Source organism: Mesorhizobium sp. L103C119B0, assembly GCF_000502235.1.
Classification (GTDB): Bacteria; Pseudomonadota; Alphaproteobacteria; order Rhizobiales; family Rhizobiaceae; genus Mesorhizobium.
On sequence record NZ_AYXE01000014.1, the window covers coordinates 1 to 25,502 of the forward strand.

At 59.4% G+C, this 25,502-nt stretch carries 21 protein-coding genes and 2 pseudogenes; 9 read left to right on the forward strand and 14 right to left on the reverse strand.

The genetic code is table 11. From position 1 onward, the window contains the following. Positions 1-283 precede the first annotated feature (283 nt). From X728_RS1000000170460 to X728_RS1000000170470, 3 genes are all read right to left on the reverse strand, one after another. Positions 284-457 carry an SDR family oxidoreductase gene (locus tag X728_RS1000000170460; protein WP_155924013.1) on the reverse strand — a complete coding sequence of 58 codons (174 nt, stop codon included), beginning with the start codon at positions 455-457 and terminating at the stop codon, positions 284-286. Then, on the reverse strand, positions 408-884 hold the full coding sequence (locus X728_RS1000000170465) for an SDR family NAD(P)-dependent oxidoreductase (RefSeq protein WP_155924014.1): 477 nt from the start codon (positions 882-884) through the stop codon (positions 408-410). Before X728_RS1000000170465 ends, X728_RS1000000170460 begins: the two co-directional genes overlap by 50 nt. Then, positions 808-1,173, reverse strand: a complete 366-nt coding sequence (locus X728_RS1000000170470) for an SDR family oxidoreductase (RefSeq protein WP_196815096.1) — start codon at positions 1,171-1,173, stop codon at positions 808-810. Before X728_RS1000000170470 ends, X728_RS1000000170465 begins: the two co-directional genes overlap by 77 nt. Positions 1,174-2,567: 1,394 nt before the next feature. Here X728_RS1000000170470 and X728_RS1000000171740 point away from each other — a divergent pair. The 3 genes and pseudogenes from X728_RS1000000171740 (at position 2,568) to X728_RS145240 (ending at position 4,876) form a co-directional block, all read left to right on the forward strand. Continuing rightward, on the forward strand, positions 2,568-2,909 hold the full coding sequence (locus X728_RS1000000171740; RefSeq protein WP_245266187.1) for a hypothetical protein: 342 nt from the start codon (positions 2,568-2,570) through the stop codon (positions 2,907-2,909). Between the two features lie 351 nt (positions 2,910-3,260). Next, a pseudogene (locus X728_RS01000000167000) lies at positions 3,261-4,319 on the forward strand (alpha-hydroxy acid oxidase). Positions 4,320-4,486: 167 nt separating this feature from the next. After that, complete coding sequence (locus tag X728_RS145240) at positions 4,487-4,876, forward strand: cupin domain-containing protein (protein ID WP_023832355.1); 390 nt, start codon at positions 4,487-4,489, stop codon at positions 4,874-4,876. A 349-nt stretch (positions 4,877-5,225) separates the two neighbouring features. Here X728_RS145240 and X728_RS145235 read toward each other — a convergent pair whose 3' ends face one another. The 3 genes from X728_RS145235 to X728_RS1000000172105 form a co-directional block, all read right to left on the reverse strand. Beyond that, positions 5,226-5,933, reverse strand: coding sequence for a helix-turn-helix domain-containing protein (locus tag X728_RS145235; protein WP_023825148.1), 708 nt, complete (start codon positions 5,931-5,933; stop codon positions 5,226-5,228). Positions 5,934-6,744: 811 nt separating this feature from the next. Continuing rightward, positions 6,745-8,517 carry an adenylate/guanylate cyclase domain-containing protein gene (locus X728_RS145225; RefSeq protein WP_023716187.1) on the reverse strand — a complete coding sequence of 591 codons (1,773 nt, stop codon included), beginning with the start codon at positions 8,515-8,517 and terminating at the stop codon, positions 6,745-6,747. A 270-nt stretch (positions 8,518-8,787) separates the two neighbouring features. Then, positions 8,788-9,030: a hypothetical protein gene (locus X728_RS1000000172105; RefSeq protein ID WP_081726213.1), complete on the reverse strand. Its 243-nt coding sequence runs from the start codon at positions 9,028-9,030 to the stop codon at positions 8,788-8,790. A 969-nt stretch (positions 9,031-9,999) separates the two neighbouring features. On the opposite strand from X728_RS1000000172105, the gene X728_RS145220 reads away from it, so the two are divergent. Beyond that, a complete protein-coding gene (locus X728_RS145220; RefSeq protein WP_023829984.1) occupies positions 10,000-11,472 on the forward strand; it encodes a winged helix-turn-helix domain-containing protein in 1,473 nt (490 codons plus the stop codon). A 195-nt stretch (positions 11,473-11,667) separates the two neighbouring features. Next, positions 11,668-11,790, forward strand: coding sequence for a hypothetical protein (locus tag X728_RS1000000172110; RefSeq protein WP_023825152.1), 123 nt, complete (start codon positions 11,668-11,670; stop codon positions 11,788-11,790). A gap of 297 nt (positions 11,791-12,087) precedes the next feature. Here the strand turns inward: X728_RS1000000172110 and X728_RS145215 are convergent, their stop codons facing one another. Beyond that, a complete protein-coding gene (locus X728_RS145215; RefSeq protein ID WP_245260153.1) occupies positions 12,088-13,092 on the reverse strand; it encodes a helix-turn-helix domain-containing protein in 1,005 nt (334 codons plus the stop codon). 113 nt (positions 13,093-13,205) lie between these two features. On the opposite strand from X728_RS145215, the gene X728_RS145210 reads away from it, so the two are divergent. Continuing rightward, entirely contained in the window at positions 13,206-14,612 is a 1,407-nt protein-coding gene (locus X728_RS145210) for an FAD-binding oxidoreductase (protein WP_023716192.1), read from the forward strand. 263 nt (positions 14,613-14,875) lie between these two features. On the opposite strand, the gene X728_RS145205 is transcribed toward X728_RS145210, so the two are convergent. Together X728_RS145205 and X728_RS145200 are read right to left on the reverse strand one after the other, a co-directional pair. Further along, positions 14,876-15,262 carry a hypothetical protein gene (locus tag X728_RS145205; protein ID WP_023832357.1) on the reverse strand — a complete coding sequence of 129 codons (387 nt, stop codon included), beginning with the start codon at positions 15,260-15,262 and terminating at the stop codon, positions 14,876-14,878. Positions 15,263-15,296: 34 nt separating this feature from the next. Then, the gene (locus tag X728_RS145200; RefSeq protein WP_023832358.1) at positions 15,297-15,626 is read right to left on the reverse strand and encodes a hypothetical protein; all 330 of its coding nucleotides are present in this window, start codon (positions 15,624-15,626) and stop codon (positions 15,297-15,299) included. 166 nt (positions 15,627-15,792) lie between these two features. On the opposite strand from X728_RS145200, the gene X728_RS145195 reads away from it, so the two are divergent. Continuing rightward, positions 15,793-16,848: a LacI family DNA-binding transcriptional regulator gene (locus X728_RS145195; protein ID WP_023825156.1), complete on the forward strand. Its 1,056-nt coding sequence runs from the start codon at positions 15,793-15,795 to the stop codon at positions 16,846-16,848. Positions 16,849-17,220: 372 nt separating this feature from the next. After that, positions 17,221-19,133: pseudogene (locus X728_RS01000000167010) on the forward strand (tetratricopeptide repeat protein). A 15-nt stretch (positions 19,134-19,148) separates the two neighbouring features. Here the strand turns inward: X728_RS01000000167010 and X728_RS145190 are convergent. The 5 genes from X728_RS145190 to X728_RS145170 all read right to left on the reverse strand — a co-directional run bounded on the left by X728_RS145190 (position 19,149) and on the right by X728_RS145170 (position 24,218). Next, positions 19,149-19,652, reverse strand: a complete 504-nt coding sequence (locus tag X728_RS145190; RefSeq protein ID WP_023716196.1) for a YHS domain-containing (seleno)protein — start codon at positions 19,650-19,652, stop codon at positions 19,149-19,151. A gap of 12 nt (positions 19,653-19,664) precedes the next feature. Continuing rightward, complete coding sequence (locus tag X728_RS145185) at positions 19,665-20,255, reverse strand: ankyrin repeat domain-containing protein (RefSeq protein WP_023695862.1); 591 nt, start codon at positions 20,253-20,255, stop codon at positions 19,665-19,667. Positions 20,256-20,616: 361 nt separating this feature from the next. Further along, positions 20,617-22,029 (reverse strand): hypothetical protein, encoded by a 1,413-nt coding sequence (locus X728_RS145180; protein WP_155923635.1) that lies wholly within the window; start codon positions 22,027-22,029, stop codon positions 20,617-20,619. Then, positions 22,019-23,224, reverse strand: coding sequence for an MFS transporter (locus X728_RS145175; protein WP_023832359.1), 1,206 nt, complete (start codon positions 23,222-23,224; stop codon positions 22,019-22,021). The genes X728_RS145180 and X728_RS145175 overlap by 11 nt, the downstream gene beginning before the upstream one ends. Before the next feature lie 106 nt (positions 23,225-23,330). Next, positions 23,331-24,218, reverse strand: coding sequence for an AraC family transcriptional regulator (locus X728_RS145170; protein ID WP_023832360.1), 888 nt, complete (start codon positions 24,216-24,218; stop codon positions 23,331-23,333). A 278-nt stretch (positions 24,219-24,496) separates the two neighbouring features. Here X728_RS145170 and X728_RS145165 point away from each other — a divergent pair, with 278 nt between their 5' ends. Continuing rightward, positions 24,497-25,492, forward strand: a complete 996-nt coding sequence (locus X728_RS145165; protein ID WP_023694972.1) for a class I SAM-dependent methyltransferase — start codon at positions 24,497-24,499, stop codon at positions 25,490-25,492. The last annotated feature ends 10 nt before the right edge of the window (positions 25,493-25,502 follow it).

Below are 25,502 nucleotides of genomic sequence, written 5' to 3' on the forward strand. Positions count from 1 at the left end.
CGGGGAGCCTCCCGTGAGATAGCCTCTGCTTCAGGTCGTTGGCATTCAGGATGGCTGCCAGCTCTTCAGCATACTCCATGTCGGGAAGGTCGACAGAAGGGTGGCCCACTACAATAGCCGGCTGCCCGGTGAAAACGTCGAACACCGTCCACGTCCCATCCGGTTCCCGCCTTACCTCGTACCGCAGAGTTGCCATGAGGGGATCACATAGGTCGCCGTTAGGGGTGGGAATATTTGGTCCACGGTGACGCGCCGCCTGAAAGCACCGAGACACAGTCGGCGCTCAGTAACGCGCCCGCCCACCCGACATGTCGAATACCGCGCCGGTATTGAAGTTGCTGGCGTCCGAGCACAGCCAGGCCACCATGTGGGCAACTTCTTCGACCCGGCCGAGCCGGTTCATTGGACTATCGGCGATCATTGTCTCGACAGCTGCGACCCCGAGGTTTCGGATCATGTCCGTATCGATTGGCCCAGGAGCGACGCAGTTCACGCGTATGTTTGNCAGCTGCGACCCCGAGGTTTCGGATCATGTCCGTATCGATTGGCCCAGGAGCGACGCAGTTCACGCGTATGTTTGCATTGGCGACCTCACGCCCAAGCGCCTTTGTGAAGACTACGATACCTGCGCTGGAGGCTGAATAGGCGGCAAGGTTGGCAAGACCTTCCTTGCCCGCCAAAGAGCCCATATTGACAATGCGGCCAACACCCCATTTTCGCATGTGGGGCAAAACCAACTGCGTCACTTGCATCGTGCCGATCAGATTGGTTTCGATGATGCTTCGCCAGTCTGCAGGTTCGTGTTGGTCAAACGGGTGAAGGGTTCCTAGATAACCGGCNGGTTTCGATGATGCTTCGCCAGTCTGCAGGTTCGTGTTGGTCAAACGGGTGAAGGGTTCCTAGATAACCGGCATTGTTAACCAGAACGTCTATACGCTGGCCACGACCGACGATCATGTTGATCGCATGGGTTACCTGATCGCCGCTGGTAATATCGACCTTCGTAGACACCACACCCTTCAGTTCGATCTGATCTCGATCCCACACGTGCACTGCAGCACCCGACGCTACAAGGCGCTCTACGATTGCCTTGCCGATACTCTTTGCTCCGCCGGTTACGACGGCTGTCTTGCCAATGAGGTCATATGATACCGGCACAAAGCCCCCATTCATGCGTGTTCACACGGGCTAAGTTTAGCANCTGCAGCACCCGACGCTACAAGGCGCTCTACGATTGCCTTGCCGATACTCTTTGCTCCGCCGGTTACGACGGCTGACTTGCCAATGAGGTCATATGATACCGGCACAAAGCCCCCATTCATGCGTGTTCACACGGGCTAAGTTTAGCAGGATCGCATATTTTCGCCAGCGGCCAGACCGGTGTCACCAGGTCTTGGCAGCGCCGGAGCCAGCTATGACCTGGTCGGCAGCGAGCCAGGTCGTACACCGACGATGTTGTTCTTTGTCCCGCTCTCCTGCGGCGACACGCCATTGCCCAGTTTGAAACAACCAAAGAGACAATCAGGACAGGNGTTCTTTGTCCCGCTCTCCTGCGGCGACACGCCATTGCCCAGTTTGAAACAACCAAAGAGACAATCAGGACAGGTCGGCGATATTTCGATGAGGGGCTTTCGCCATTAGTTAGCGAGGCTAATATGTGTTCTTCGCGGTCAGAGAGCCGCCTGCATGTTGGGCAGAGATGCTTTAGCACCTAATACAATCGTGCCAGCCGCGATGCCTATCCCCATTTGCCTTGGCGTCTCCCCCGACGGGCTCTGGCTAGAAGCATTCCAAACCGATCAGGACATCCGCGCGTATTGGAGAGGCTATGCCCTTGCGGGCGTGGTCTGCGCCGTTTTGCTGATCATCGAGCTTGTGGCAATTCACCTGCTGCTCTGAGGTAGCAGCGCTGTCTTGATGGCGCTACCGCTGTAGCGGTCGGACGGCTCTAGTGCGTCTTCTCCGCCTCCATTGTTGAGCGGTCAATTTCAGCTCGAGCGGGCTGAACGAGGGAAGCGCGGGCGCATGACCGTGGTGCCTACATTCGTCGTGACCAGGCGCCCACCTCATATCGGCCGACCACCACGCTCCGCTTGCATAAGCCTCGGCGCGAATTCGATCTTGCAGCGTTTCGGGACCGAGTTCTGAAGCTGCGATAACGCCCATCTGCTCCATCACCGGAGCCATGGTCGCTGCGAGATCGGAGATCAGATCAATGCCACTCATACTGTCTGATCCACCTCCGGCGAGAGCACTTACCGCCATGCTAGGGGCCGGCAGCCCGGCTTTTACGAAGGTCGCATGGAGCTGCAGGCCCATGTTGGGGTTGGTCCCTACACGACGAATGTCTCCACAATGCACCGAAAGCAGTTGTCGTACGTTGGGACGGAGGGAAACGAGGCAGCGCCAGTCCAGTCGACTTCGTGGAATACCATCACGCCCCCGGGACCAAGATGCCGCGCAACCCCCCTCAACATCTCGGCCGGATCGGGCGCGAACATTAGGACGTATCGGCCAACAACTGCGTCGAACGCTATATCGAAAGTGAAGGTAGCAGGATCACACTGGTGGAAGATTACATTCTCCAAACCACGTTGCGCGGCTCTCGCCCGAGCAGCGTCAAGAGCCTCCGCCGATCTGTCAGAGCCGATAACAAGACCTGTGGGTCCGACAATATCAGCCGCGAGAAAGGCGACATCGCCAGCGCCGCTCCCCACGTCAAGGACATGCATTCCCGCTCGAAGACCAGCTCGCAGCAGGTAATCCCGGGTCATCGGGTCAACCAATGCCGCCTGCGTAGCCAGCCTTCTCAGTTCTCTTTCCGAATGTCCCAACTCGTATTCGTGCTGACGTTCGCTTGTCATACTGTCGTCCCCCCGGATGAAAAAGCACAACAAATCAGAGCTTGATTGCAGGCCTTGGCGCAATCTGAAGCTGAGCGGCTCATCCCTACTTTAGAGATGTCTAACATAAATATCTGAAAGGGTGCCGTCTAGGCGCATCCTCAAACGAGAGAAGTCCTTCAGAGAGGGCGTGACGGCTTGGCCACCAGCACGGCAGACGACAAAAGCGCGTTGTCCAGCAGGAGCCTTCTGGCTTCTGGTCAGCACGGATGGGCTCAACTCAATGTCACTCCGATTCGAGCACGATTGTATCGCCGGAGCTCTGGAAAGAAGCTCAAGATGCCGTGGAGCACGGGCGGCCTGTTGAACAGCGTAACAACTCAGCATAACGTCTTGAACACCGCAGCCGGGTGGCAAATGCCTTCTGATCTCGCAAATGAATTTCTTTGCCTGGCAGACTTCGAACCTGCTGCACGTGATCGTTTGCCCCATGCCGTCTATGAGTTTATCGCCGGCGCGGCTGGTGACGAAATTACGATGCGGGACAATGTAGGTGCGTTTGACCTGCTGCGGATCAGGCCGCGGGTTTTGCGGGACGTCTCGAAGATCGACACAAGCATTACGCTCTTCGGTGAAAGGCTCTCTCATCCGATCTTTCTGGCGCCAACGGCATTCCAACGCATGTCACACCCCGAGGGCGAGGTGGCTGCCGCTCGCGGGGCGGGCGAAGCCGGTGCGATATTCACTCTGGGGACCAGCGGAACAGCAACCATCGAGGAATGCGTGGCCACAAGCCCTGTGCCGATCTGGTTCCTGTTGTATTGGCAGAGCGATCGATGTTTCAACCGTGACCTTGTCGCCCAAGTCGCTGCGGGCGGAGCGAAGGCGATCTGCGTAACGGTGGATATGCCAACACTCAGCGATCGGCGAAGGCAAATGCGAGCCGGTTTCAAAATTCCCGATGCGCTCACCACCCCTTATTTCAATGACCGCAATACAGGCCTCTTCAAGATCGGTGGTTCGCCAAGCGTGCAATAATTGACATGGCCGGATGTTGAGTGGCTTCGTTCTCTCACAGCTCTGCCTATCGTGTTGAAAGGCATCCTTGATCCTGAGGACGCTGAACTGGCGATAAGCTCAGGCGCCGACGCCATTGTGGTTTCCAATCATGGCGCACGGAACCTCGACACGCTGCCGGCAACGATCGATGCACTGCCGGCAGTTGCCGAGCGGGTGGCCGGCAGGATTCCAATTATTATCGATGGCGGCATCAGACGGGGAACGGATTTTTTGAAGTCTATCGCTCTTGGAGCAACCGCGGTGATGATCGGCCGCCCATATGTTTATGCGCTTGCCTTGGGCGGATCCGATGGGGTCAGGCACTGTGTTGACCTGTTACGCCGGGAATTTGAAACGGCAATGGCGTTAACCGGGAGGACCTCAATTGGCGAGATTGATCGAAGTCTCATCTGGTGACAAGCAGGGGGATGGATGTCGCTGAGGGCTCCGGGGATGCCGACACGGACCATCTACTTGTGCTCTGGCCAAGGTTGGGACGTTGCTTCGATGTGCATTTCAGAGTGGCGGGCGGGTCCTTACAGGAGAAGAACATTTGCTTGAAGTGAGAGGGGTCCACAATCATCATGAAGATAATCTCACATGCGGAACAGCGGCGGGAGGAATGGCGAGTTGGAGTAGAAACCCGGATGCTTATATCCGCTGAGAACGGCGCGCTTCAGCTGTGCATTTTCGAGCAATGGGTAGCGCCGGCTATGGGCGCCCCGACGCACAGTCACCGTGTTGAAGAAGTGCTCTCTGTGGTCACCGGCAAAGCAGAGATTTGGATTGACAACGAGTCGGTTAGCATAATCGAAGGGCAATCACTTGTTGTTCCGGCTAATCGAAAACACGGGTTTCGAAACGTCGGCTCTGAAACCCTTCACATATATGCCGTGCTCGCATCATCAATTTTCGAGGCGGCCTTTGATGATAGCGAGCCTGTCCGTCGCTGGCTTCTATCGGCGGCAGACTGATCCCGAATTTCGACGATTATCGAGGCGCGCAGTACGCGATCCGTGCCGTGGGCAACGAATGGGTCAAAGGAGTTCCGCGCTCTTTGATCGACAAAATGATGGCCTGCCCCAAAGAAGGTCATCGCACGCTCGCTGAGCGTATCTTGCTCGCCTAACCCACGGCTTTCAGTGAGCAGCAATCAACAACGGACGATTGCACCATAGCTTTTGAGGCCAGCCAAATGGCTTTGTCGTCCTGGGCGGGTTGCATAAGGCTGCACTCCAAACATGGCTTTCNAGCTTTTGAGGCCAGCCAAATGGCTTTGTCGTCCTGGGCGGGTTGCATAAGGCTGCACTCCAAACATGGCTTTCAAGGAAGCTGGACGATTCCCTCAAGCGCCGCGTAGACCGAGATTCGAAGCCAACGGTCCATGCTTCGCGCGAGGCCGGGGTCGCCGATGAGGAAAAGGCCGCCCCTCTCTTTCTCACGCTCGATGCTGGAGCGGCCCTCCAGGATGGCTCCCAGCGAAACAACGCCGGTCTCGACGTAAAGATCGACGTCCCGGCCGGGGTCGAGCGCGCATAGCTCGGGCAAGTCTGAGCCTGGCTCGACCACAAACCAGTAATGGGGACACCTCGGTGGGGGATCGTCGCGGAAATGGAAGCGGATGACGGCGCGCCGCCGCGGCAGTTCAGCGAGGTCAATCTTTCGCCGCACGGCCCACATGAGGGTCGAAACATCCACGTCGGCGAGCGCGATCTCCGCCTCGATGTTGCATTGCGCCCATTCCGCCAGCGCGTTCATCGCCGGCTCGAGCCTTATCGACTTTTCGGTACGGAAATAGCTGATGGTGCCCGTCGCCTCGTCCTCGACGCGCTCGACCAGGCCCAACGCTTCCATTTCCTTGAGCCGCCTCGACAAGAGGGCGGACGAGACGTTGCCCACCCCCTTGCGAATGTCATTAAAGCGGGTCGAGCCGTTCCAGAGCTCGGTCAGGATTTGAATTGTCCAGCGTGGCTCCAGGAACTCGCAGGCGTGCGAGATCGGGCAGACCAGTCCGTAAGGCCGTCGCGTCATGGCTGACCGCTCCTTTGCCGCAGGTTAGGCCTTNGGGGCTCCAGGAACTCGCAGGCGTGCGAGATCGGGCAGACCAGTCCGTAAGGCCGTCGCGTCATGGCTGACCGCTCCTTTGCCGCAGGTTAGGCCTTTCGGAGGTCTGAGGCCAGTTCACAATCTGAAGCGGAACGCTTCCGAAGCTGCCCTGGCGCCTTCTCGCCTTCTGCCGTCACGTGATCGCCATTCGCATTCCCGATCAACGGAGGTTCACCATGACTTGGCGTAACATGACGCAAACGACAATAGGCCAGACCGCACGGCGCTTGCCGGGCACTTTTCTTGACCCTCCGCTCGAACGCCTGCTGGCCCTTGTCCGTGAGTGGAGGACCCGCCGCAACATAGAGCGCGGGCTCGGTCACCTGTCCAACTTCCTTCTGCGGGACGTTGGCTTGACCGAAGCGGACGTCGAAGCGGCCTGCGCCGACAGCTTCGATAGGTCCGCCTCTCGCGCGCTCCAGAGTGCAGCGCAGAACCGCACGGGAAATTGGTGAGAAGGGAGAGCCCCGGGAGCGGAAGCCGTTTTGACGGCGGCAATTGATCAGCCGAACTCAGGGCCATCCCCAGTAGCGCCTTGGTTTCAGAGATCTAGCGCGCCGAAGCGATTCGAATGCATACTTCCAAGTGGTCGGCCGGCTCTTCGGATTCATCGTGAGGAACGTCTGCTGTTGGAAGAAACCCACCGAAGCTTTGACAACCGAGTTGAGGCGCTGAGCGCACGCTCGTGCGGTATAGTAGGTCCGATAGCGAGCTACGAGCACGGCACGATCCGCAACTATCGAAGCCCGGCAATGCGCAGCCCCTCTACATAGAGAGCCCGGTGCTTGTCGTGAACGATCGGATGAAACTTGTCTACCCATTGAAGGGATAGGGACGGTTGAAGGCGCTTGGCCTGCGAAAGCGCATGAACCGCGATGTCCATTTCACCGGCCATCCCAGCGGCCGCCGCGTACGTCCGCCATGCAGACCCAAAATGGGGCCGGAGTTCAACCGCGCGACATTCGCATTCGACCGCGTCTGCATATCGTCCAGCCATGAAATGACATAAGCCAAGGATGGAGAAATTCGCAGCATATGTGTGATCGCGAGGACTTAGCCTACCCGCGATTTCAAGATGGTCGAGCCCCTCGGCGGGCATGCCCCCATATCCGTAAGTTGAGCCCAGGATCGAATGCGCAAAGGCGAAGCTCGGGTTTAGCTCGATCGCTTCATTTAGTTCTCTCACAGCAGAGTCGAAGCCGCGCGAAATCATGTGGACAAACCCTGCCGCTAAATGCGTCCACGGGTCCTCGGGGTCGCCTTGGATTGCCCGCTGCGCGAGGGCGCGAGAGGTGGGCAGAATGTCTGCTGCGTTGGCCCATCCTGACAAAACGCGGGCCGCGTGAGCCCACGCCAACAGGCTGTTGGCGCGGGGATAGTCAGGATCGAGGTCCGTAGCCTGCTTCAGAAATCCCTGTGCAATCTCGATTTCCGTAGCCGAACTCCAGGTCCAGACATATGGCATCGCCTTCATGACGAATCCCCAAGCGTCAAGATTGGTGGGGGACCTGCTCTGAAAGCGTTGCTGTTCCGCCGTGTAGAGCCGCGGCTCGATCGTAGCGATGACACTTTCGGCAATCTGATCCTGAAGCGCGAAGAATTCCGACAATTCCACATCGTATCGTTCAGCCCACACTTGTACCCCGGTCGATGTGTCACTGACTTGCGCGCTTATCCTGAGTCGATGACCTGAGCGCCTTACACTTCCGTCCAGCACATACCGCACACCAAGCTCTCGACCGACTTGTTTTAAGTCGACCGCTTTTCCCTTGTAGGTGAACAAAGAGTTCCGGGCGGACACGAAGAGCCAACGAAGACGCGACAGCCGAGTAATAATGTCTTCGGCAAGGCCGTCGGCGAAGTATTCCTGTTCGGGGTCGCCGCCCATGTTCTGGAATGGCAAGACAGCAATCGAAGGGTTGTCGGGCAGCGCCAGCTGTTCGGAGGACCCGGCAGTCGCAGCCAGATCGGTTTTTGGGACCGTGTCGCGCATACATAGGCGATAGGTGCGCACCGGGCGTGCGATATTTTTGAGCTCTTTCTCGCCCAGATCGACAAATTCTTCCTTCAGTTTGTCGCGCACCTGTTCGTAAGCGGCGGCCGATAAACAGATGCCGTTCGGCTCAGCGATGCTTTCTAGACGGGAGGCAATATTGACACCATCTCCCATCAGATCGCCGTCGCTCTCCTCGACAACATCGCAGAGATGAATGCCGACGCGAAATTCAATGCGTCGCCCGGGCGGTAAGCCAGCGTTGCGCTCAATCATGCCGTTCTGCATTTCGATTGCACAGCGTACGGCGTCAACAACGCTCCGGAACTCTACGAGGGTGCCGTCACCCATAAGCTTCACAACGCGCCCATTGTGGACAGCGATGGTCGGATTGATGAGATCGCTCCGGAGCGCCCGTAGCCGCGCCAGCGTTTGATCTTCGTCCGACCCCGCCAACCGGCTGTATCCGACCACGTCGGCGACCAGGATCGCCGCAAGTTTCCGCGTCTGGCTCACTTTGCCCACTCCTGTCGACTAAGTGGCATAGCACAGATTACAAAATCCCGTTTTCGAAGGCGACGTTCGATAGGTGAATTCCGAGATAGCCTCAAACAAAGCAGCGCGGGATCTGATTGGAAGTGAATTACGGCAACCACGATCTGTTGGCGAGGCGGACCTTAGGTGCCGTTGAAAATTTTCAGTCAACGAAGCGCGTCCTGTCAGACTTGATGATGACCTCGGCGAAATCGGGCGAGACCTTGCCGCACCAGGCCATCAAGGGTTTTCTCACCGCCCTGATACGGTGAGCCGCGCCAGCACCGTTTCAGCCTCGAGGCGAGGCACCACGGCGATACCATCGCGGTCGCCGACCAGTATGTCTCCCCGCGAGATGGTCATTCCTCCCAGTACCACCGGGAACCCGGCCGTGCCTGGACCATTGCGCGCCGGCGAGTTCGCGACGATCCCGGCACAGTAAACCGGCACCCGCCCGCCTCGATCCCGACAACATCGCGCACGAGGCCGGCGCACCCCTTGTTTCGCACCATGCCAAGGACGAGATCCTCAGTGACCGCCGCACCAGCAAAGCTGTCGGTGGCCGCAACAATGATATCGGCCAGTATCGCAGTACCTGGCGAGAGTGCCTTAATCCCTGGTGCAACGCCCCTCGCCCGCCCATGGCGTCTAGGACTAGGCTCACGGGCAAGCCGGAAAAGGCACTGATGATCTCTGCCGCAGGCCGTTCGAAACGGCTTTTGATGGTGAGCAGCGGTGGGTCTTCAATCATGTGGCGGCCTCACACCCTGAACGAACGAAAGACGAGCTGCAGCGGGATATTTGCGGTTCCTCAAAGGCGCTGCCGCAACTTCCATGCCCTTGAGAGATATCGAAGGCGAGGATCTTCGCTCTGGGGGCGAGGTGAAGTTCAAGCACCTGGCAGCTGAATTCCTCGCCATCGTAAAGAGCTGCGCGTCGTCGATCGCATCGAGGCAGCGACCCAAGGCGCCTCGCCGAGAGTGGAAGACGAGGAATAGTTCGCCCGATTCGCGTGATCGCATTTCGCGATAGCCGCCGGCGAGCCAGTCATTGGCTTCTCGGCGCCGGCCGATCTGTACTCCAGCGACCAGGTTTCAGAAAAGTTTCAGAATTTCGCCGGTACGCACCGCTCCACATGCGCCATGATCCCTACAATCTAGGGAGTGGCCATCATGGAAAACGACGTCGAAAGGCTCCGCATACGGCAAGAGCTTTACGAGTTGTACTTCAGTGGGGTCAACAGCTTGGCCTGCGCGCCAATGCCCGGCACCTTCTTCGAACTTCTAGAGTTGGGCGCCCTGGCTCGCCATGAACCCGTGCCTGAGGGGGCAGAACCTGCGGCTGCGGCAAAGGTCTTGACCGTAAGCGCGGATGGCCCCTGTATGTCGACGAGCCCGGCTCGGTTTGGCAGAGCGCTTCTGAATGTCGCATACAGAATCAGGGAGCATAGCAATCGGCGAGTGCGTGTTTGACACTTCGCGCGGCTTGCTGTTGCGCCAGGGTCATCCCGTCAAACTTCGTCCCAAGACATTTGCACTCCTGAGCCATCTCGTTGGAAAAACAGGGCACGTCGTCAGCAAGTCGGAGCTGATGGAGTCCGTCTGGCCTGGGCTGTTTGTAACCGAAGACTCGCTCACCCAAGGCGTGCGCGAGTTGCGCAAGGCGCTGCGCGATGACTCACAAAGTATAATTCGCACCGTCTCAGGCCGCGGCTACCTCCTTTCACCGCTTGGCGCGCCGGCGAGGCCGCCGTCCGACCTGCCTTCTGTAGCGGTGCTGCGCTTCACTAATGAAGGCGATGCGACCGACACGCCTCTGGTCGATGGTTTTGCCGAGGACATTGTCAACGCTCTGGCGCGATTTCGCACTGCTGTTGTCCTGGCGCGCAACTCAAGCTTTTCCTTTGCGTCGGAGGACCCCGGCAACTGGACCGAGGTCGGCAGGAGACTCGGGGCAACCTTCCTGGTTCGGGGACGCATGGGCCTTCGCGACGGCACCGTACGGGTGGCGATCAACCTCATCGAAGCGGCAAACGGCGCGGTCTTGTGGGGCGAGAAGTTCACAGCATCGGGCTCAGCTGTTTTCGACATGCAGGAAGAGATCGCGCTGCGTGTGACGAACCGTCTTGTCGCACGGCTCGACGATGCGGGCTTGACGCGCGCCCGTCCAAAGCCTCCAGCAAGCCTGGCGGCTTATGAGCTTCTTCTCAAGGGGCTGGTGCATTTGCGTGGCTACGGCGCCGACGATAATCAGGCAGCACGGAACTACTTTGCTGCGGCCGTCACCAAGGATACGCATTATGCGCTCGCGCGCTCATACCTTGCATTTGCCGACCTGATTATCGGCGATTATGGAATGGCTCCTCCGGAGGTGCTGGCCGACATAGTAGAGCAAGCCCGCTTCGCGGTAGGACTCGCACCAGAGGAGCCTCGCTGCCATCGGATTCTTGCCCAAGCACTGCTGTGCACGCGCACATACGATGCCGCCGAGCGGCACTTTCGAAGATCCTATGACCTCAATCCCTTCGATGCGGACACGATCGCGCAGATCGGCTATCTGCTTGCCATCAGGGGCAAGCCTTTCGAAGCCCTGACCTGGATCGACAAGGCGGTTCAGATCAATCCGATACATCCAGACTGGTATCATTCCGACCGTGCATTCGCCCAATACGCGGCGGGAGACTACAAGGGAGCCGTTGTCAGTTGGTCGATGTTGCCCATGACTTCGGCCGTAAGGCTCACATGGCTGGCGGCGGCACAGGCGAAGTTGGGCAACCAGGACGCGGTATCGCGGCTCGTTTCGGAACTCAAGCGTATCGCGCCATCCTACACTCCACTGGAGTCGATCCGGGCCAGCATGCTTTACGAGCATGAATCTGACGCTGACCATCTTCTCGACGGAGTCGCGAAAGCGCTGATGATGTGGAGCGCCGCCTGAACTGTTTGGTTACCGGCCGGACTGGCGGAGCTTTGGGCAACGTTGAAACATTACGACACCGATGTGTCGGATGGTTTGCATTCAAAGGTTTTTGCGACGCTATCTGAGAGCTCTCGTCGGTGATCGCGGGAGGAACTATGGAATCGCCCGAGCATGCTTTCGAAATCATCCGCTACAAGAAATTGGACCGTCCGCGTGCCGGCCTATAGCAACACGCTGACCTTCGCTTTCGAGGCAGAAAGCTACGCACGCTCCTATGCGGATGGCCAGGCTTTCCGCCTTAGCGTCGAGGTGGCTGAGCGCAAGAAGTGTGCGTGAAGGGGGCCTACAATCCTGGTCGTTTCGCCCCAGACGGCTGAACCCGACGATGTCCGCCACCAGGATTGCCGCAATCTTACGGCGCTTCGGTCATTTCTGCTGCCAAAACCGCCACAAGCTTTCGTTCTGGGCGCGCCACGATCCCCTCCGGCCCTACACCTGGGTTTGCTCTAACGTGGCACCCCTGCCTACGCGCAACCAGCTACCAGAGTCCGCTTCAATCGGCGGCAGAGCTCGGCCCAATGGCCGAATTGCGGCGCATAGCGGAATATGGCATCGCGCCTAGACGGTTGAGATTCAACCGCGGCTCAGAACTCGCCGGAGAGCACTGAAACGAATGCGATATTGCGCCGGCGTCAGCCCGACCTTGCGGCGGAAGAGACGCCCGAAAAAACTCGCATCCTCGTAGCCGACTTCATTGGCCACCCCCTCGACCGCCAGGTCGCCGGTCTCCAGCAGTTCCTTGGCCGCTTCGAGCCGGAGCGCGTGGATGTAGTCGATTGTCTTCATGTCCGTGGCCCTTGCGAAGCGGCGCACGAAGGAGCGCTCGGACAGGCCTGACAGCTTGGTCATGGCGGTGACGGGCGAAGGGGTCCGGTAGTTGCGTTCGGCCCATTTCTGGCAGCGGTTGATCACCGCGTCGTCGGTCTGGCGAAAGCGCATCAGCGCTGCGAAGGGCTGCTGGCCCATGTCGTGCCACTGCAGCATGTAGACCTTGGCGACCTCCATCGCCTCCCTGAGGCTGACGAAGCGCGCGATCAGATAGAGGGCGAGATCCTGCCAGCTTGAGCCGCCCCCGGCCATGACGATGCGCTGGGCCTCGCCGCTCAGCACGAGCGACTGGCCCGGCTTCACCTTCACGCCGGGATAGTTGTTCGTGAGCGTCTCGACATAGCCCCAGTGAATGGTGGCCTCGCGATTGTCGAGCAGCCCGGCCTCACCGAGCAGCACCGCGCCCGAACATGCGCTGGCCAGCATGGCGCCGTCGTCATGCGCTCGCTTCAGCCACGCGGCTTCGGCGTCATACTGCCCGGCAACGCTTTCGCCCGGATTGACGAAGAAATCTGGAATACAGACGATGTCGGGTGGCGGGCAATCGGCAAGGCTGTGATCTGGGCGCACCCAGATGCCGTTTGCCGCGCGAAACGGGCTGCCGTCCCCGGCGACCACATAGGGCCGCATGCGTGGCGTGCCCGCGGCTCCGCTGGTGATGAACAGGAAATCCCTGCCGGGCGAGGAAAACAAGTCGAACATGCCGTAGATCGTGGAGGCGGTAGCCTCCGGAGCGGCAAGGATCGCCACATTCAATGGTCTCGCCTGTTCAACCATGGCAGAAATGACCGCCTTCCAGCATTTTCGACTTTAGCGGCCGTGCCCGCGCCGCGCTAGCGTGTGTCAAACGAGGAGACCGCTACATGGCCGCCACCGCTACCCTTGCACAATCGAGCATCGATAGCTTCCGTTCCATCTTGTGCGGCGAGGTGCTGGAGCCGTCGAACCTGTCCTATGACGCGACGCGGGTCGTTTGGAACGGCATGATCGACCGCCGTCCCGCCCTCATCGCGCGCTGCCGGAGTGCTGCCGATGTCGTGGCGTCGGTGAATTTCGGGCGCGAGCATCGGTTAGCGATCGCGATCCGCTCGGGTGGCCACAATGTTGCAGGCTACGCCGTCTGCGAAGGCGGCCTGATGATCGACATGTCGCTGATGAAGGGCGTGCGGGTCGCGTCCGGCCTCGACCGTGCCCTCGTCGAGGGCGGCGCGACCTGGGCCGATGTCGATGCGGCCACCACCCCGCTTGGCCGCGCCACGCCGGGCGGTCTCATCTCGGCGACGGGCGTTGCCGGCCTGACGCTTTCCGGTGGCATCGGCTGGCTGCGCGGCAGCCACGGCCTCAGCGTCGATAATCTGCTGGCCGCCGATCTGGTGACCGCCGATGGCCGGCTCATCCATGCCGACGCGACGCAGAACCCGGATCTCTTCTGGGCGCTACGCGGCGGCGGCGGCAATTTCGGCGTGGTGACGAGCTTCGAGTTCAAGCTGCACCCGATCGAACCGGAGCTGATGTTATGCGGTCCGGCCTATCCCGAGGAGCGCGCCAACGAGATCATTCCGCTCTGGCGCGACTTCATGCAGACCGCACCCGACCGCCTGAGCGGCCTGGCCGAGTTCTCCACCCTGCCCGACGACCCCTCGATTGCCGAGCATGCAAGGGGCCGGCGCGTCCTGGCGCTCGCGCATGTCTATGACGGACCGGCCGACGAGGGCGAACGGGTCGTGGCGCCGTTGCGCAGTTTTGGGGAACCGCTCGTCGATTTCAGCGGCCGCATGCCATATCGCACCATCCAGTCGCTCTATGACGGGCTGTTCCCGAAAGGCCGCGACCGCTGCTACTGGAAATCCACTTACCTCTCGCGCCTCGACGACGAGGTCGTCGGGGAGACCACTGCTTGGATGGCGAAGCGCCCCTCCGAAATGACCTTCGCCTCGATCTGGAAGTTCGGCGGTTTCGTCCAGCGCGTTGCAGCCGATGAGACTGCCTTCGGCGACCGCTCCATGCCCTTCATGCTCAGCCTCGACGCCATCTGGCCAGGCGCTAACGAGGACGATGCGAACATCGGCTGGGTTCGCAGCTTCTGGCAGGACATGCAGCGCTACTCGACCGGCCGCCTCTATCTGAACTTCCCCGGCCATGGCGAAGGATCGGATCTCGTCCGCGACGCCTTCGGCGCTGAGGCTTACGCGCGGCTCGCCAAGATCAAGCACAGATACGATCCGGACAATCTGTTCCGCCTCAACCAGAACATCCTGCCAATGCGCTGACGCACAATCAAAATCGGGTGTACGGTGCGACCCTCGTCTCGCCGTGGGAGCTTTGATCGCGCTGAGTCGCGAGCGACGACCAGCGTGGTCGCCGCGATGCCCGCTTTCAATCAGTGGCAAATCTGTCCGCAACGGCTGAGATGAAGCGCAAAGCTGTCGGGCAACCTTGGGGACCGCAAGCCAACTGGCAGCTTTAAGGCTTCAATCCGTCAGAAGTGGACGTTCAGCGTGCGCGAGTTCCGGTGGCCAGGATCACGTCTGCTTTATGACTTCATCTCGACACGGATACCATGCAGGGTCTTGCTCGAAGCGTTGAGCACGCGACCCGCTGGTTGGGGGGCCATATGCACCACGAGACAGCCTTGACCGTCCCATGCCTGAATCGCCTGGATGACATCTCGATTGGGCGGCATCATGGTTCCATCCGGCGCGAAGTCGTGGATAGGGCCTTCCACCTCATCGAACACGAATACTGAAGGCCAGCGGTGGTGATGTGTCGGCTCTTCCTCGTCGGGCTTGAGGATTACCTCAAGCACACGTAGCCGGTCATTCTCAAACAACACCTTATGGTTTCCGGGAGCCGCGATAACGGCGTCAAGCTTTGGATCCCACTGCGTAGGATCGGTCTGGTCGATCACCTTGGTAGTCATGGCGTAATTCTCCTCTCAGATAGACAGGCGGCCCTCACGCCGTCGTCACTGGTTGAATTGTGCCTTGGGCGCAGAACTGCTGCCCGTCCGCCAGTCGCGCATAGTTATGAACGATCTGGTTCTCGTGATCTTGAACCTGCACGACGAAGTTGCCGCCTTGCTCGGTCCAACTCACGATGAAAAGTCCGGGTCGAACGCCGGTCAGATTGCTCTGAACCACCTCGTCGATCTCGGTAGCGCCGATCGTCGCCTGCACCCGCAATTCGGTCGGCGACAGGACCGTCAACCTCGGTACGAACTGTCCGAATGAGCAATCAAAAGTCTTTCCGACGAGCGAGGTCGGAGCACCATTGGTGGTAGCCATCCTAATCCTCCTTGATGATTTTCGAAATCAGCTCGGCCGATGCTCGGGACAGATGCCGAACTGCTACTTTCAATTTTTGGAGCGCTCCAAGTGCAAGTTCCAACATTTTGGACCTAGCGTCAAGAAAAAACTTGGAGCGCTCCAAGAAATTGTCTAATTGAGGGAAATGAACGCTTCTAAAATGCCTACGCTCGCCGATGTCGGCCGGCTCGCTGGAGTCTCCCGCGGCACCGTCTCCAACGTATTCAACCATCCGGATCTGGTGCGATCCGATCTGCGCCAGCGCGTCGAGGCCGCGGCGCGTCAGCTTGGTTATGATGGCCCCGACCCGAGGGGACGCGTGCTGCGCGACGGCAAGTTCAACGCCATAGGCCTGATCCCCCCGGGCGCATACGCCATTGCCGATATGATCAGGAGCCCATATCTGCGCGAGCTGGTGCTTGGCGTTTCGCTTGCTTGTGACGAGGCTGGAGCGACATTGAGTTTGGTCAATGGTACGGACGAGACACGCACTTCCACCATTCGAGAGGCCTTGGTTGACGGCTTCATTCTGGGCCACAGCGCGGACATCGAGTTGATTGCGTCTTTACGGCGCCGGCGGCTGCCCTTCGTCATCCTCGAGAGCGATGCCGGTCCGGACGTCAATTCTATCCGGATAGACGGCAGGAGCGGGGCGCTGGCGGCCATCAGGCATCTGGCTGCTCTTGGACATCGGCGTTTTGCAATCCTTTCCATTCGGCGCACATCGGGGTCACCCATCGTCCATTTGCCTGGCAATTCCCCGCGCGCTATCTCTGCCGGTTTTCAACTCGATCAGGAGAGACTTTTCGGCTTCGCCCAGGGTTTGGCTGAGCTCGGTCTGTCAATCGACAATGTCCCGATCATCGAGACGACCCCAGGTGAGCCTTCGGCCGGAGCGGTCGTATTCGACCGGGCTCCGCAAGCAACGGCGATCTTGACTATGTCGGACTGGCAGGCAATCACCGTCCTGGACGAAGCGCGTCGGCGCAATATCAAGATACCCGAACACATGTCTGTCGTCGGCTTCGATGGCACTGCGGAGTCTTCGCGCACCACGCCCCCGCTCACGACAGTGGCTCAAGACATTGTCGGGAAGGGGAGACTTGCCGCCACGACGGTGTTTGCAAACGGCGCCCCGAGCCAGGTGATCATACCGGTCGAACTCTTGGTCCGCGGCTCGACCGCCCGACCACGCGGTTAGGCCGGTCACCTCATACTCGTCGTAACGCACAGTGCGCACTGCGAACTCCAGCGTGGTCGCCGTCAACGTCTGCTTTCAGAAGGTATCAAAGGTGGCTGCAACGGCCGAGATCAGGCGCATTGCGGTCCGGCAGCCTTGGGGCCGGGACCAGTAAGTCCGCTTGTGGTCAGTTAAGAACGACAGAGGCCGATCTCGACCCACATCAGCCATGCGGCAACATCCGGTTTCGCACAAGGCTAAGCCATGAGGGCAATGTCTTCAAAACGACGTGGTTGCATTATCGCTGTCCAGTAGGCCAAGCATGCTCGCATTCGAAACGCCAGTCGAATACGCTCAGCGAAGCTTTGAGCTAGGGAGGCAGGACAACCGCACATGGAGCGAAGGCTTACCGCGATCCTTGCTGCCGACGTGGTCGGCTACAGCACGCTCATGGGCGAGGATGAGGTCGGCACGCTCGAACGACTGAAGGGTTGCCGTCGAGAACTGGTCGACCCCGCGATCAAGGAATTCCACGGTCGGATTATCAAGCTCATGGGAGACGGGGCGCTGGTCGAATTCGCCAGCGTCGTTGATGCCGTCCAATGCGCTGCCGCGATTCAGCGCCGGATGGCTGTCCGAGACCCGGGCACCTCCGACCCCCGCCACATCCGGTTTCGCATCGGCGTCAATCTCGGTGATGTCATCGTAGAGGAAAATGACATCTACGGCGATGGCGTCAACATCGCCGCGCGCCTCGAGGCTATGGCCGAGCCGGGGGGTGTATGTATCTCCGGAACCGCATTTGATCATGCCGTTCACAAGGTTGATGTCGGCTTTGCCAGTCTTGGCGAGCAGCGCCTCAAGAACATCGCCGATCCGGTTCGCGCCTATCGATTGCTGCTGGATCCCGCAGCATCGGGAAAGGTCACGGCCGCGCCACACCGGCCGAGCTCGCGCGTCATCATCCTGGCAGGCGCCGCCGCCTTGGCGATCGCCGCGATTGCCGGCATTTTCGCATGGCAGAAGTTCTCAGTGCCATCGCGGCCATCGGTTGCCGTGCTGCCGTTTGCAAACCTCGGCGGCGATCCAGGCCAGGACTATNCCGTCCAGCACGAGATGAGCGGCGAGATCGCCAAGGCGCTTGGCATGCAACCTTCGGCAGCGGAAAGCGAGCGCATGGCGCGGCCGCCGACGAGCAATCTCGAGGCCTATGATTACTATCTACAAGCCGAGACGGCGTCACGCAGCGTCCTGCAGGCCGGCCTGCGGGAGGCGCTCACGCTCTACGACAAGGCGGAGGAGCTTGACCCCGCCTTTGCCGAAGCCTTCGCGGCCGACGCGCGCACCACAATCTATATCTGGCGGGAGGCCTTCAACGACGTCATCCAGAGCGCGCCAGCACGAAAGAGAGCATATGAGAAGGCGAGCCGAGCTTTGGAACTCGACCCTGACCTTTCGTCGCCCTATGCAATTCTTGGGATCATGCAGGTCGTGAATCGCCGCTACGAAGATGCGATTGCCTCTGCCAAGAAGGCTGTTTCAATCGGTCCGGGCATGCAGAGGCGCAAGCAGCCCTTGGATATGTTCAGTTATACGCCGGCAATCATGCCGAGGCAGCCACTGCGGTCGAGACGGCGCTCAGGCTCGACCCCGACCTCTCAGCGATCAACCGGGAAACTGCTGGGCTGGTTTTTCTGCTCCAGGGCAATGTCGAGAAAGCGATCGAGACTCTCGAGCACACACGCGACGATGCGTCCACGGTTGGCAACTTTCGGTTTACGCTCGCTGCGGCGTATGTCCGCGGCGGCCGCCTACCGAATGCGAAAGCCGCAATCGCCGAGGGGCTCCGCCTCGTAGCAGGGTCCAGCTACGTGGACTCTTTGGCTGGGTGGGAGATGACTCATGCACATTTTCGGAATCCGCAGGATCTGGCGATACTCGTCGCCGCACTGCGCCAGGCGGGCCTCCCCCAATGGCGCTTCGGCTTTACCCCGGCCGAACAGGACCAGTTACAGGGTGCCGAGATCGCGTCCCTCGTCATTGGCCATACACTGCAAGGCCAGATCGAACCCGGTCTCCAACCAGCCTTCCTTCAGATCGGAAGCGACGGCAAGGCGGCCTTCCGCTCTACGACGCGGCTAGTCACCGAGACCGTCTACGTCGATGGCGATCTGTTGTGCGAGCAGAGCGAGAACCTGTTCGGTCGCCCCGACTGTGGTCCCGTCTACAGACGCAACGACGCAGCCGGCAAAAGCTACTCCTATGCCAATACAAGCAAGGTGTTTCACTTCACCGTGGTTCGGTAGACGCACACGCGCGTCTCAATGATAGTGATCGAGTTCCAAATTGGCCGCGACCTTCGGCCAGTTGGCATCGGCTTTCGGGATATTTTCAGCTGCATGCGCGGCGAAATCGTCCGCATTGTCGACGTCGTAGATGAGGTAGAGCTTGCCGTCGATAATCTTGAATGCCTCAGGATCGACATTGACCGTGACCCCCCCGCCCACGACTTCGCCGGCGCAGTACCCGCCATATTGAGGAGCGTACTTGACCGGTTCGCTCATGAACATTTCCTGGTGTTTCTTGCTGGCGAAATGCCAAGGTGTCCCCAGCCATTCATAAGTGAACTCTTCGGAGCCCTTCACGGCCTTGCCGTCAGTGAAGTAAGCGACCGTGTCGTAGCCCATGATCGCCACACCACCAAAATAGCCGGTGTTTACCGAATCGTCGGCACATGCCGATCCCGCGCCGGCGACCACAGCTACCGCGACCAGGGCAGCCGTCCCCAAACTCCGAACCAGTCGTAGCTTGATCATCGTGCTCATCTGTATCCTCCGTTAATCGTGGATCTCGGCGCACTTCGCCGCGTTCGCCTCGCCAAGAATTTTGGCTTGGCAGGTAGCACCATGGCGTTTGAAAAGTCGTATGATATCCGTGTTGCCCTTCCAGAATGCGCGCGTTATCGGCATGTAGCCATGCCCCTCGGCATGGTTCACATTGGCACCTTTCGCAATGAGGAACTCGGCCAGTTCAATGTGGTTTTCCTCGCCGGCCACCAGCAACGGCGTAGCACCCGCCTTGTTGGCGGCATCGTCGAGCACCGCGCCTTTTTCCAGCAGCAGCTTGGCGATCGGCAGGCTGCCCGAGAAGGCCGCCGCATGAAGCGGGGTAAAGCCGCCCGAGTTACGCGCCATGATGTCGGCACCCTTGGCCAGCAAGAAGTCGGCGATTTCCGGCTGGTTATCGAGCGCTGCAGCGATGAGCAGCGTTGCCTGGTCGCGCGCCCGGCTGTCGACGTCGGCACCGCCTGCCAGGGCTTGCTCCACGGCACCCTTGTCGCCGGCGGCGATGGAGTCGAACAACTGCTCACCTGCGGCTGCTGTTGTAGCCGCCAAAACCAGCATTCCAAGTGCCAGCAATCCGCGCATTGTGCAAGGTAGCATATTAGCTTGTGGTCATACAAGCTGTCCTGGGCACATCAGGTGGATCCAAGGCGGACGGCGCGGCCAGACATAGCGAACGCGGCCCAGGGCGGGAAGGCGTTAGTGCTACTGGCTTCGTCAGTACGGCACCGGTCCAGGCTGAATTTTGAAGAGCGTCGATTACCGAGGCGCCGAGCGGCGTCGAGCGTAACCGCCTGTTGCTCCGTTGGGATAGCCGGTAAGCGCAAAGGTGGCCGTTGGCGGAAGTGTCCGCTTTCGGATGCAACTATGGCTTGCTCAATGACCGACATGGGGCGCAAAGCTGCCATTCGTAACCGGCGTACACATAGGAAGTGCATAGGACATTTCAGGAAAAGGCCCATTCCGCATCGGACGGCGTGACCAACCCCTGCCGCAGTCGGCTGTGAAGTTCATTCCACGACGGGTCTGTCACGAAGCCTTTCATGCTTCCACAAGCCTCGGCGAAGGAAATGTCGCCCAAACGGCCGATGAGATCACTCATCGCGCCGTTCCTGCCCTTCAGGAATAGCTCGAGCGGATCATCATCACACTCAATTACCCGATGTCCCCAAGCACCCGGTACGTCGTCGCTTGCGAGAGCCTGCTGAAGATCTTCATCCACGCCTGTGGCCTCAAGCGCCCGGGAGACGACATAGCGCATCAGGGGGTAATAGATCGGCTGATAGCTGCCTCCAAGCGCGCGCACGCCGGGCAGGATCGACAAAACCAGAAACATCAGCAGGAGATTCGGGACAAGGCTGCGATTTGCCAGCCGCTCAAGGATATCGGGGGCTGTGAAGCACGCCACCTTCATACCGGTCGCGGGATCGATGAGCTCTCCGGCAACCAGACGCAGCGGAAGGCGTTTGCCATTTTCGTAGAGCCAGAAGAAGTCGGTACCGCGCGCGAGCCAGCCACTCCAGGGGCCGGACGCGAGCCCATCGATGCCGGCAAGGATATTGGAGGCGAACTTCGGGTCTTCCAGCAGTCTCATGCGTAGCCAGGAATTTTCGTCCGACAGATGGTCGGCCACCAGGTCGGCGATATCCTCGTCGTCGATCTGCAGGAAGGCAAAGCGGTGTCCGAACATTCTTGGCCAAAGGATGAGATTGGCTGCCTTGATGGCATGCGCCGGCCGGTCGAATTGCGTTTTCGGCAGAAGGCTACGAAGCAGCGTGAGCGCGTCTCCCCCAGTATTTGGCTCCCTCGGTAACAACTCGAACCTGTAAGGTCCCGGCCCGGCTAGCAGGCTGTATCCGATCATCCGGCTTCGGCTCAGGCCAAAGACGTTGACCGGCTTGCCGTCAACGGTGATCCAGCCTGGTCCCTTGCGTGGCTTTTCGACGAGATTCACCGTCGAAACGGCGTAGGAAACGTAGGTCGAACAGCCATGCGCCGAGAGACCAAGGAGGCTGAAGATATGCGTATAATAGGCTTCCGGCTCCAGGAGGAGAAACAAATGAGGGCCTGTCTGCAACACGCGGCGCCTTTGGAAATCCCTGCAGATTTCCAAGGCGGTATCGGCAGACAACCCGTTTCGTGTCGCTGCCTTCCTGATGATGTCGAGTAGTTTGGTGAAGGCTCGGAGCCGGATTTCTGGCATGGGAACCGAAGCCGGCGCCGTAAACAGGCGAAACGCATAATCACGGATCGGCCGGGAATGGTATGGGCTCATCCAGGGGTAGAGTGCCGTCAGCGACCCCAGGACTGCCTGTTTCGCATCTACGCCTGCTGTTAGCTCTTCCACCTCACGTTTCACCTTTTTCTCGTGTCTGAATTACACCCACGCTCAAACACAAAATACTGACGAGGAGCGCCACGCCAAAGCTCAAGAAAATCGTCGAAGGAAATGCTCGATCTCCGACAGCGGCGGCGATGCCGAAGATGAGTAACCCGAGCACCACGGCCACACTATGCATAATGCCTTTGGCCCGGCCCAAAAGATAAATGGATACATGCGACTGCAATGTGACTTCAACGCTGACGCGTCCAAGATTGTATAGAAATCCGAGCGCGACAAAAAGGATCACTGTCCAGGGCGTGGGCAGAGATGCCAGCGCCATGAGTACCAGCGCCGTTAAGCCCAAAAGCATGAGATGCCGCACGTGGGTACTCATCGCTCTTTCAATCCGGAACAGAGAGACCGCACCGATCAGTGAGCCCGCCGACCATGCAGCCTCAAGGTAGCCGAAATCCGCGGCAGTACCCTTCTGCTCCTGGAAGACGAAGCTAGATCCCATGACGCTGACAAGCACCGCGCTTGTGTAGAGAAGCGCGTAGACGCCGATGAGACGACGCAGGCTTGGATCTAATTGTGCTGCCGAGATTTTGGCGAAGCGGACATCACGCGAAACCGGTTGCAGCCGCATCAAGGCTAGGCAGCCCGATGAAAACAAAAAGAAGGCAGCAATAACGGTGAATGGCAGGACTGGGGAGCGATCATGCAGCAAAGGCCCTGCAAGCAAAGCTGCGCCGAGATTGCCGACCTGCATGACGAAGAAGACGGCGGAATTCGAGGCTACAAGATCGCGGCCGTCAGCTGTCACGGGGATCATTGATTGAGAGCTTGTAAGCGCGACACGGTCGCAAACCGAAAAGAGGGCCGCTGACAGACAGATAATCACAAACACGTCCATGTCGAGAAGCGCGCAAGCGGTAGCCAGCATAACGACGAAGCGGCTGAGGTCTGCCGCAACGTTCAAGCATCGCCTGTCAAATCGATCCGCCGCTACACCGGCCAGAGGGCTCGCGATGAATTCGACAACGCTGACGATCGCAAGGAACGTCGCCACGCCGGCGGTTCCGTACCCTCGCTCGACGAGAATCCAGGCGGATGCGATGTAGTAGCCGTTTCGGGCAACGGCCGCCGATAGCGTGCTGGCCAGGAATCCGAGGCAGGGACTGGACCGGCCGGCCCGTCCTTTGCCATGATGAACTCGAACCAGGTTTGACATGAGCGGCGTATCCGGCTGACCGCCGATGGATACCGTCTTCCGCCAAGCCTGCTTTACTGTGATGTTGGGGTTTTCCGATACTTGCTGAGAACCGACAAGCGGCGGGCTAGATTCTGCAGTTACGACGAAACTCCGTCGGGACCGCGCCGAATGCCCGCTTAAAGGCGGTCGTGAAATGGCTCGAGCTGCCGAAACCACATTCCATCGCGATTTCCGTCGCCGACAGACTGGTCGATCGCAGCATGTCCGCGGCCTGCTCCAGCCGTCGCTGCGCAATGAATGCGTGCGGCGTCATGCCTGTCGACTGCTTGAAGGCCCTCCAGAAATGGAACCGGCTAACCCCAATTTCTTTCGCCAGATCGGCGAGCGTAGGTCTGCCGTCCGACAACGTCTCGATCATGTCCACCGCCCGCTTGAGATCGAACGATGACAAACCGCCTTTTGCCGGCTCCTGATGGAAGCCGTTCAACCTCAACATTTGGCCGAGCAATTGCGTGGCGTGGCACTCCACCATCGTTGCGCTGATGGGGTCAGGCTGCTTGAGCTCCAAGGCAATCCTCTGCAACGCCAACTCTACAGTGCCGTCCCGAAACCCGATCGACGGCGGCAGCACTGCCGGGCGATGGCGAGCCGTTCCCGCAAACACATCGTCGGCGAACTCTTTTGCAATCGAGACTAGGAGGTAGGAAGCGGTCGCGTCCCCCTCGTCCCACCCATTCCAATCACTGCCGGCGGGCATGAAGATTATCGAACCGGCCCGGCGCGGCAAAAAGGCAATCCGGCGCCCATCCACGATGTCTTCTCCGCGGCACGCCGTGCCCTTCAGGTTCATCAGGAACACATGGTTTGGCTGCAGGATTCTTGTTTCCTGGCGCTCAAGCCCGGTTCTTTTGACCACGTCCGCCCGCACGCTCCCCCAATTCTCATATTTGTGTGTAAGCGACTGGTGCCGGGAACGGCGATTCTGGGTCGGGTCGAGCGCAAGAGTATTCACGTATCCGCAGCCTCCTTACTGGCGAGCGGCCAGTCGGCGCATGATGTGGCGAACCATGGGTTGCTGAACAACACGCAAATAACTCTGGATTGGTAGAAGATGTGACTTTAGCGAAAAAATGGCAAACGAGTGAAAGCCGCCTGTATCCGGCAGGCCTACCAGTTGGCTCAGCCAATACTTGAGCCCGGTGAAATATTAGACCCCACTTATCTTGGTGGAATTTCCCCCATCGACGTATCGGCATCTCACCAATGGAACGGTGCTGGAGGCATACTGCGATGCGTGGACTCGACGACTTTCTGGCTGAGTGCGACCACGGCCCACGGATCAACGGACTGGCAGGCTTTTTCGCGGCGACCGCCGCTGGCAAGAGCGGGATGCCAATCCGCAAGCCCGTCGCCGACGCCCGGCTTCTGCCGAGCGATGAACTGCTGCGCGGCCTGGTCAGCCTGCATGCGGCACGACAAGGCTTTTTTGACCAGCATTATCACGGCAGCATTCCCTACAGATTGGAGGAGGAGTGCCGGACGGCCTACGCAATGCTGAAATACGCACGGGATCGTGGTGGTCCGCATTCGCTATACAGCCTTGGAACAGCGGAAGGCACGATGGCGAGGACACTGTCCGAACTGTCGGAGGGACAGATACGCACACTGTCGTGCAGCCCGAACGCGGAGAATTACAATTGCTTCATGGCTTATGGCGAACCGCCGCACGCTGACTTCTTCGTCGGCCCCTTTCATCATTTGACAAAGGACGTCCTGCGTTCAGATCCGCGACTGGCAAATTTTGCCCACGGGTTCGACATCATTCTCGAAGATACGACCTTTCAGATGTACTCGCCCAACAGAGCAAGCCAGATCGAATTCGTGACCCAGCACCTCAAGCAGGACGGAATCTTCGTCTTCGTCGAAAAGTTCCGGGCAACCGAGGAGCCGGACTACAGGCGTCGCGAATACCAGAAGGATTTTGGGTTCAAGGCGCGCTATTTTCCCCCAGATGAAATCGAGAAGAAGCAAACCCTCGTTCTGGATACGATGTTCGGCAATGAGGTGACTTTGGCACAGATGGCCGACGCCATACGCCAGCATTTCAGCTACTGCTCACTGACGTGGAACAGCGGAAATTTCTGTAGCCTGGCGGCGAGCAATAGCGAGGAAAACCTAAACCGGTACCTCTCCCAGATGGCCACTCCGGCCATTCCGCACGAGTACGTCTACGAAACAAGCTTGTGTCCGCCCCTGCCCGTTAGCGTCCCTGCCGCGCAGGAATAGGCTCCTGCGC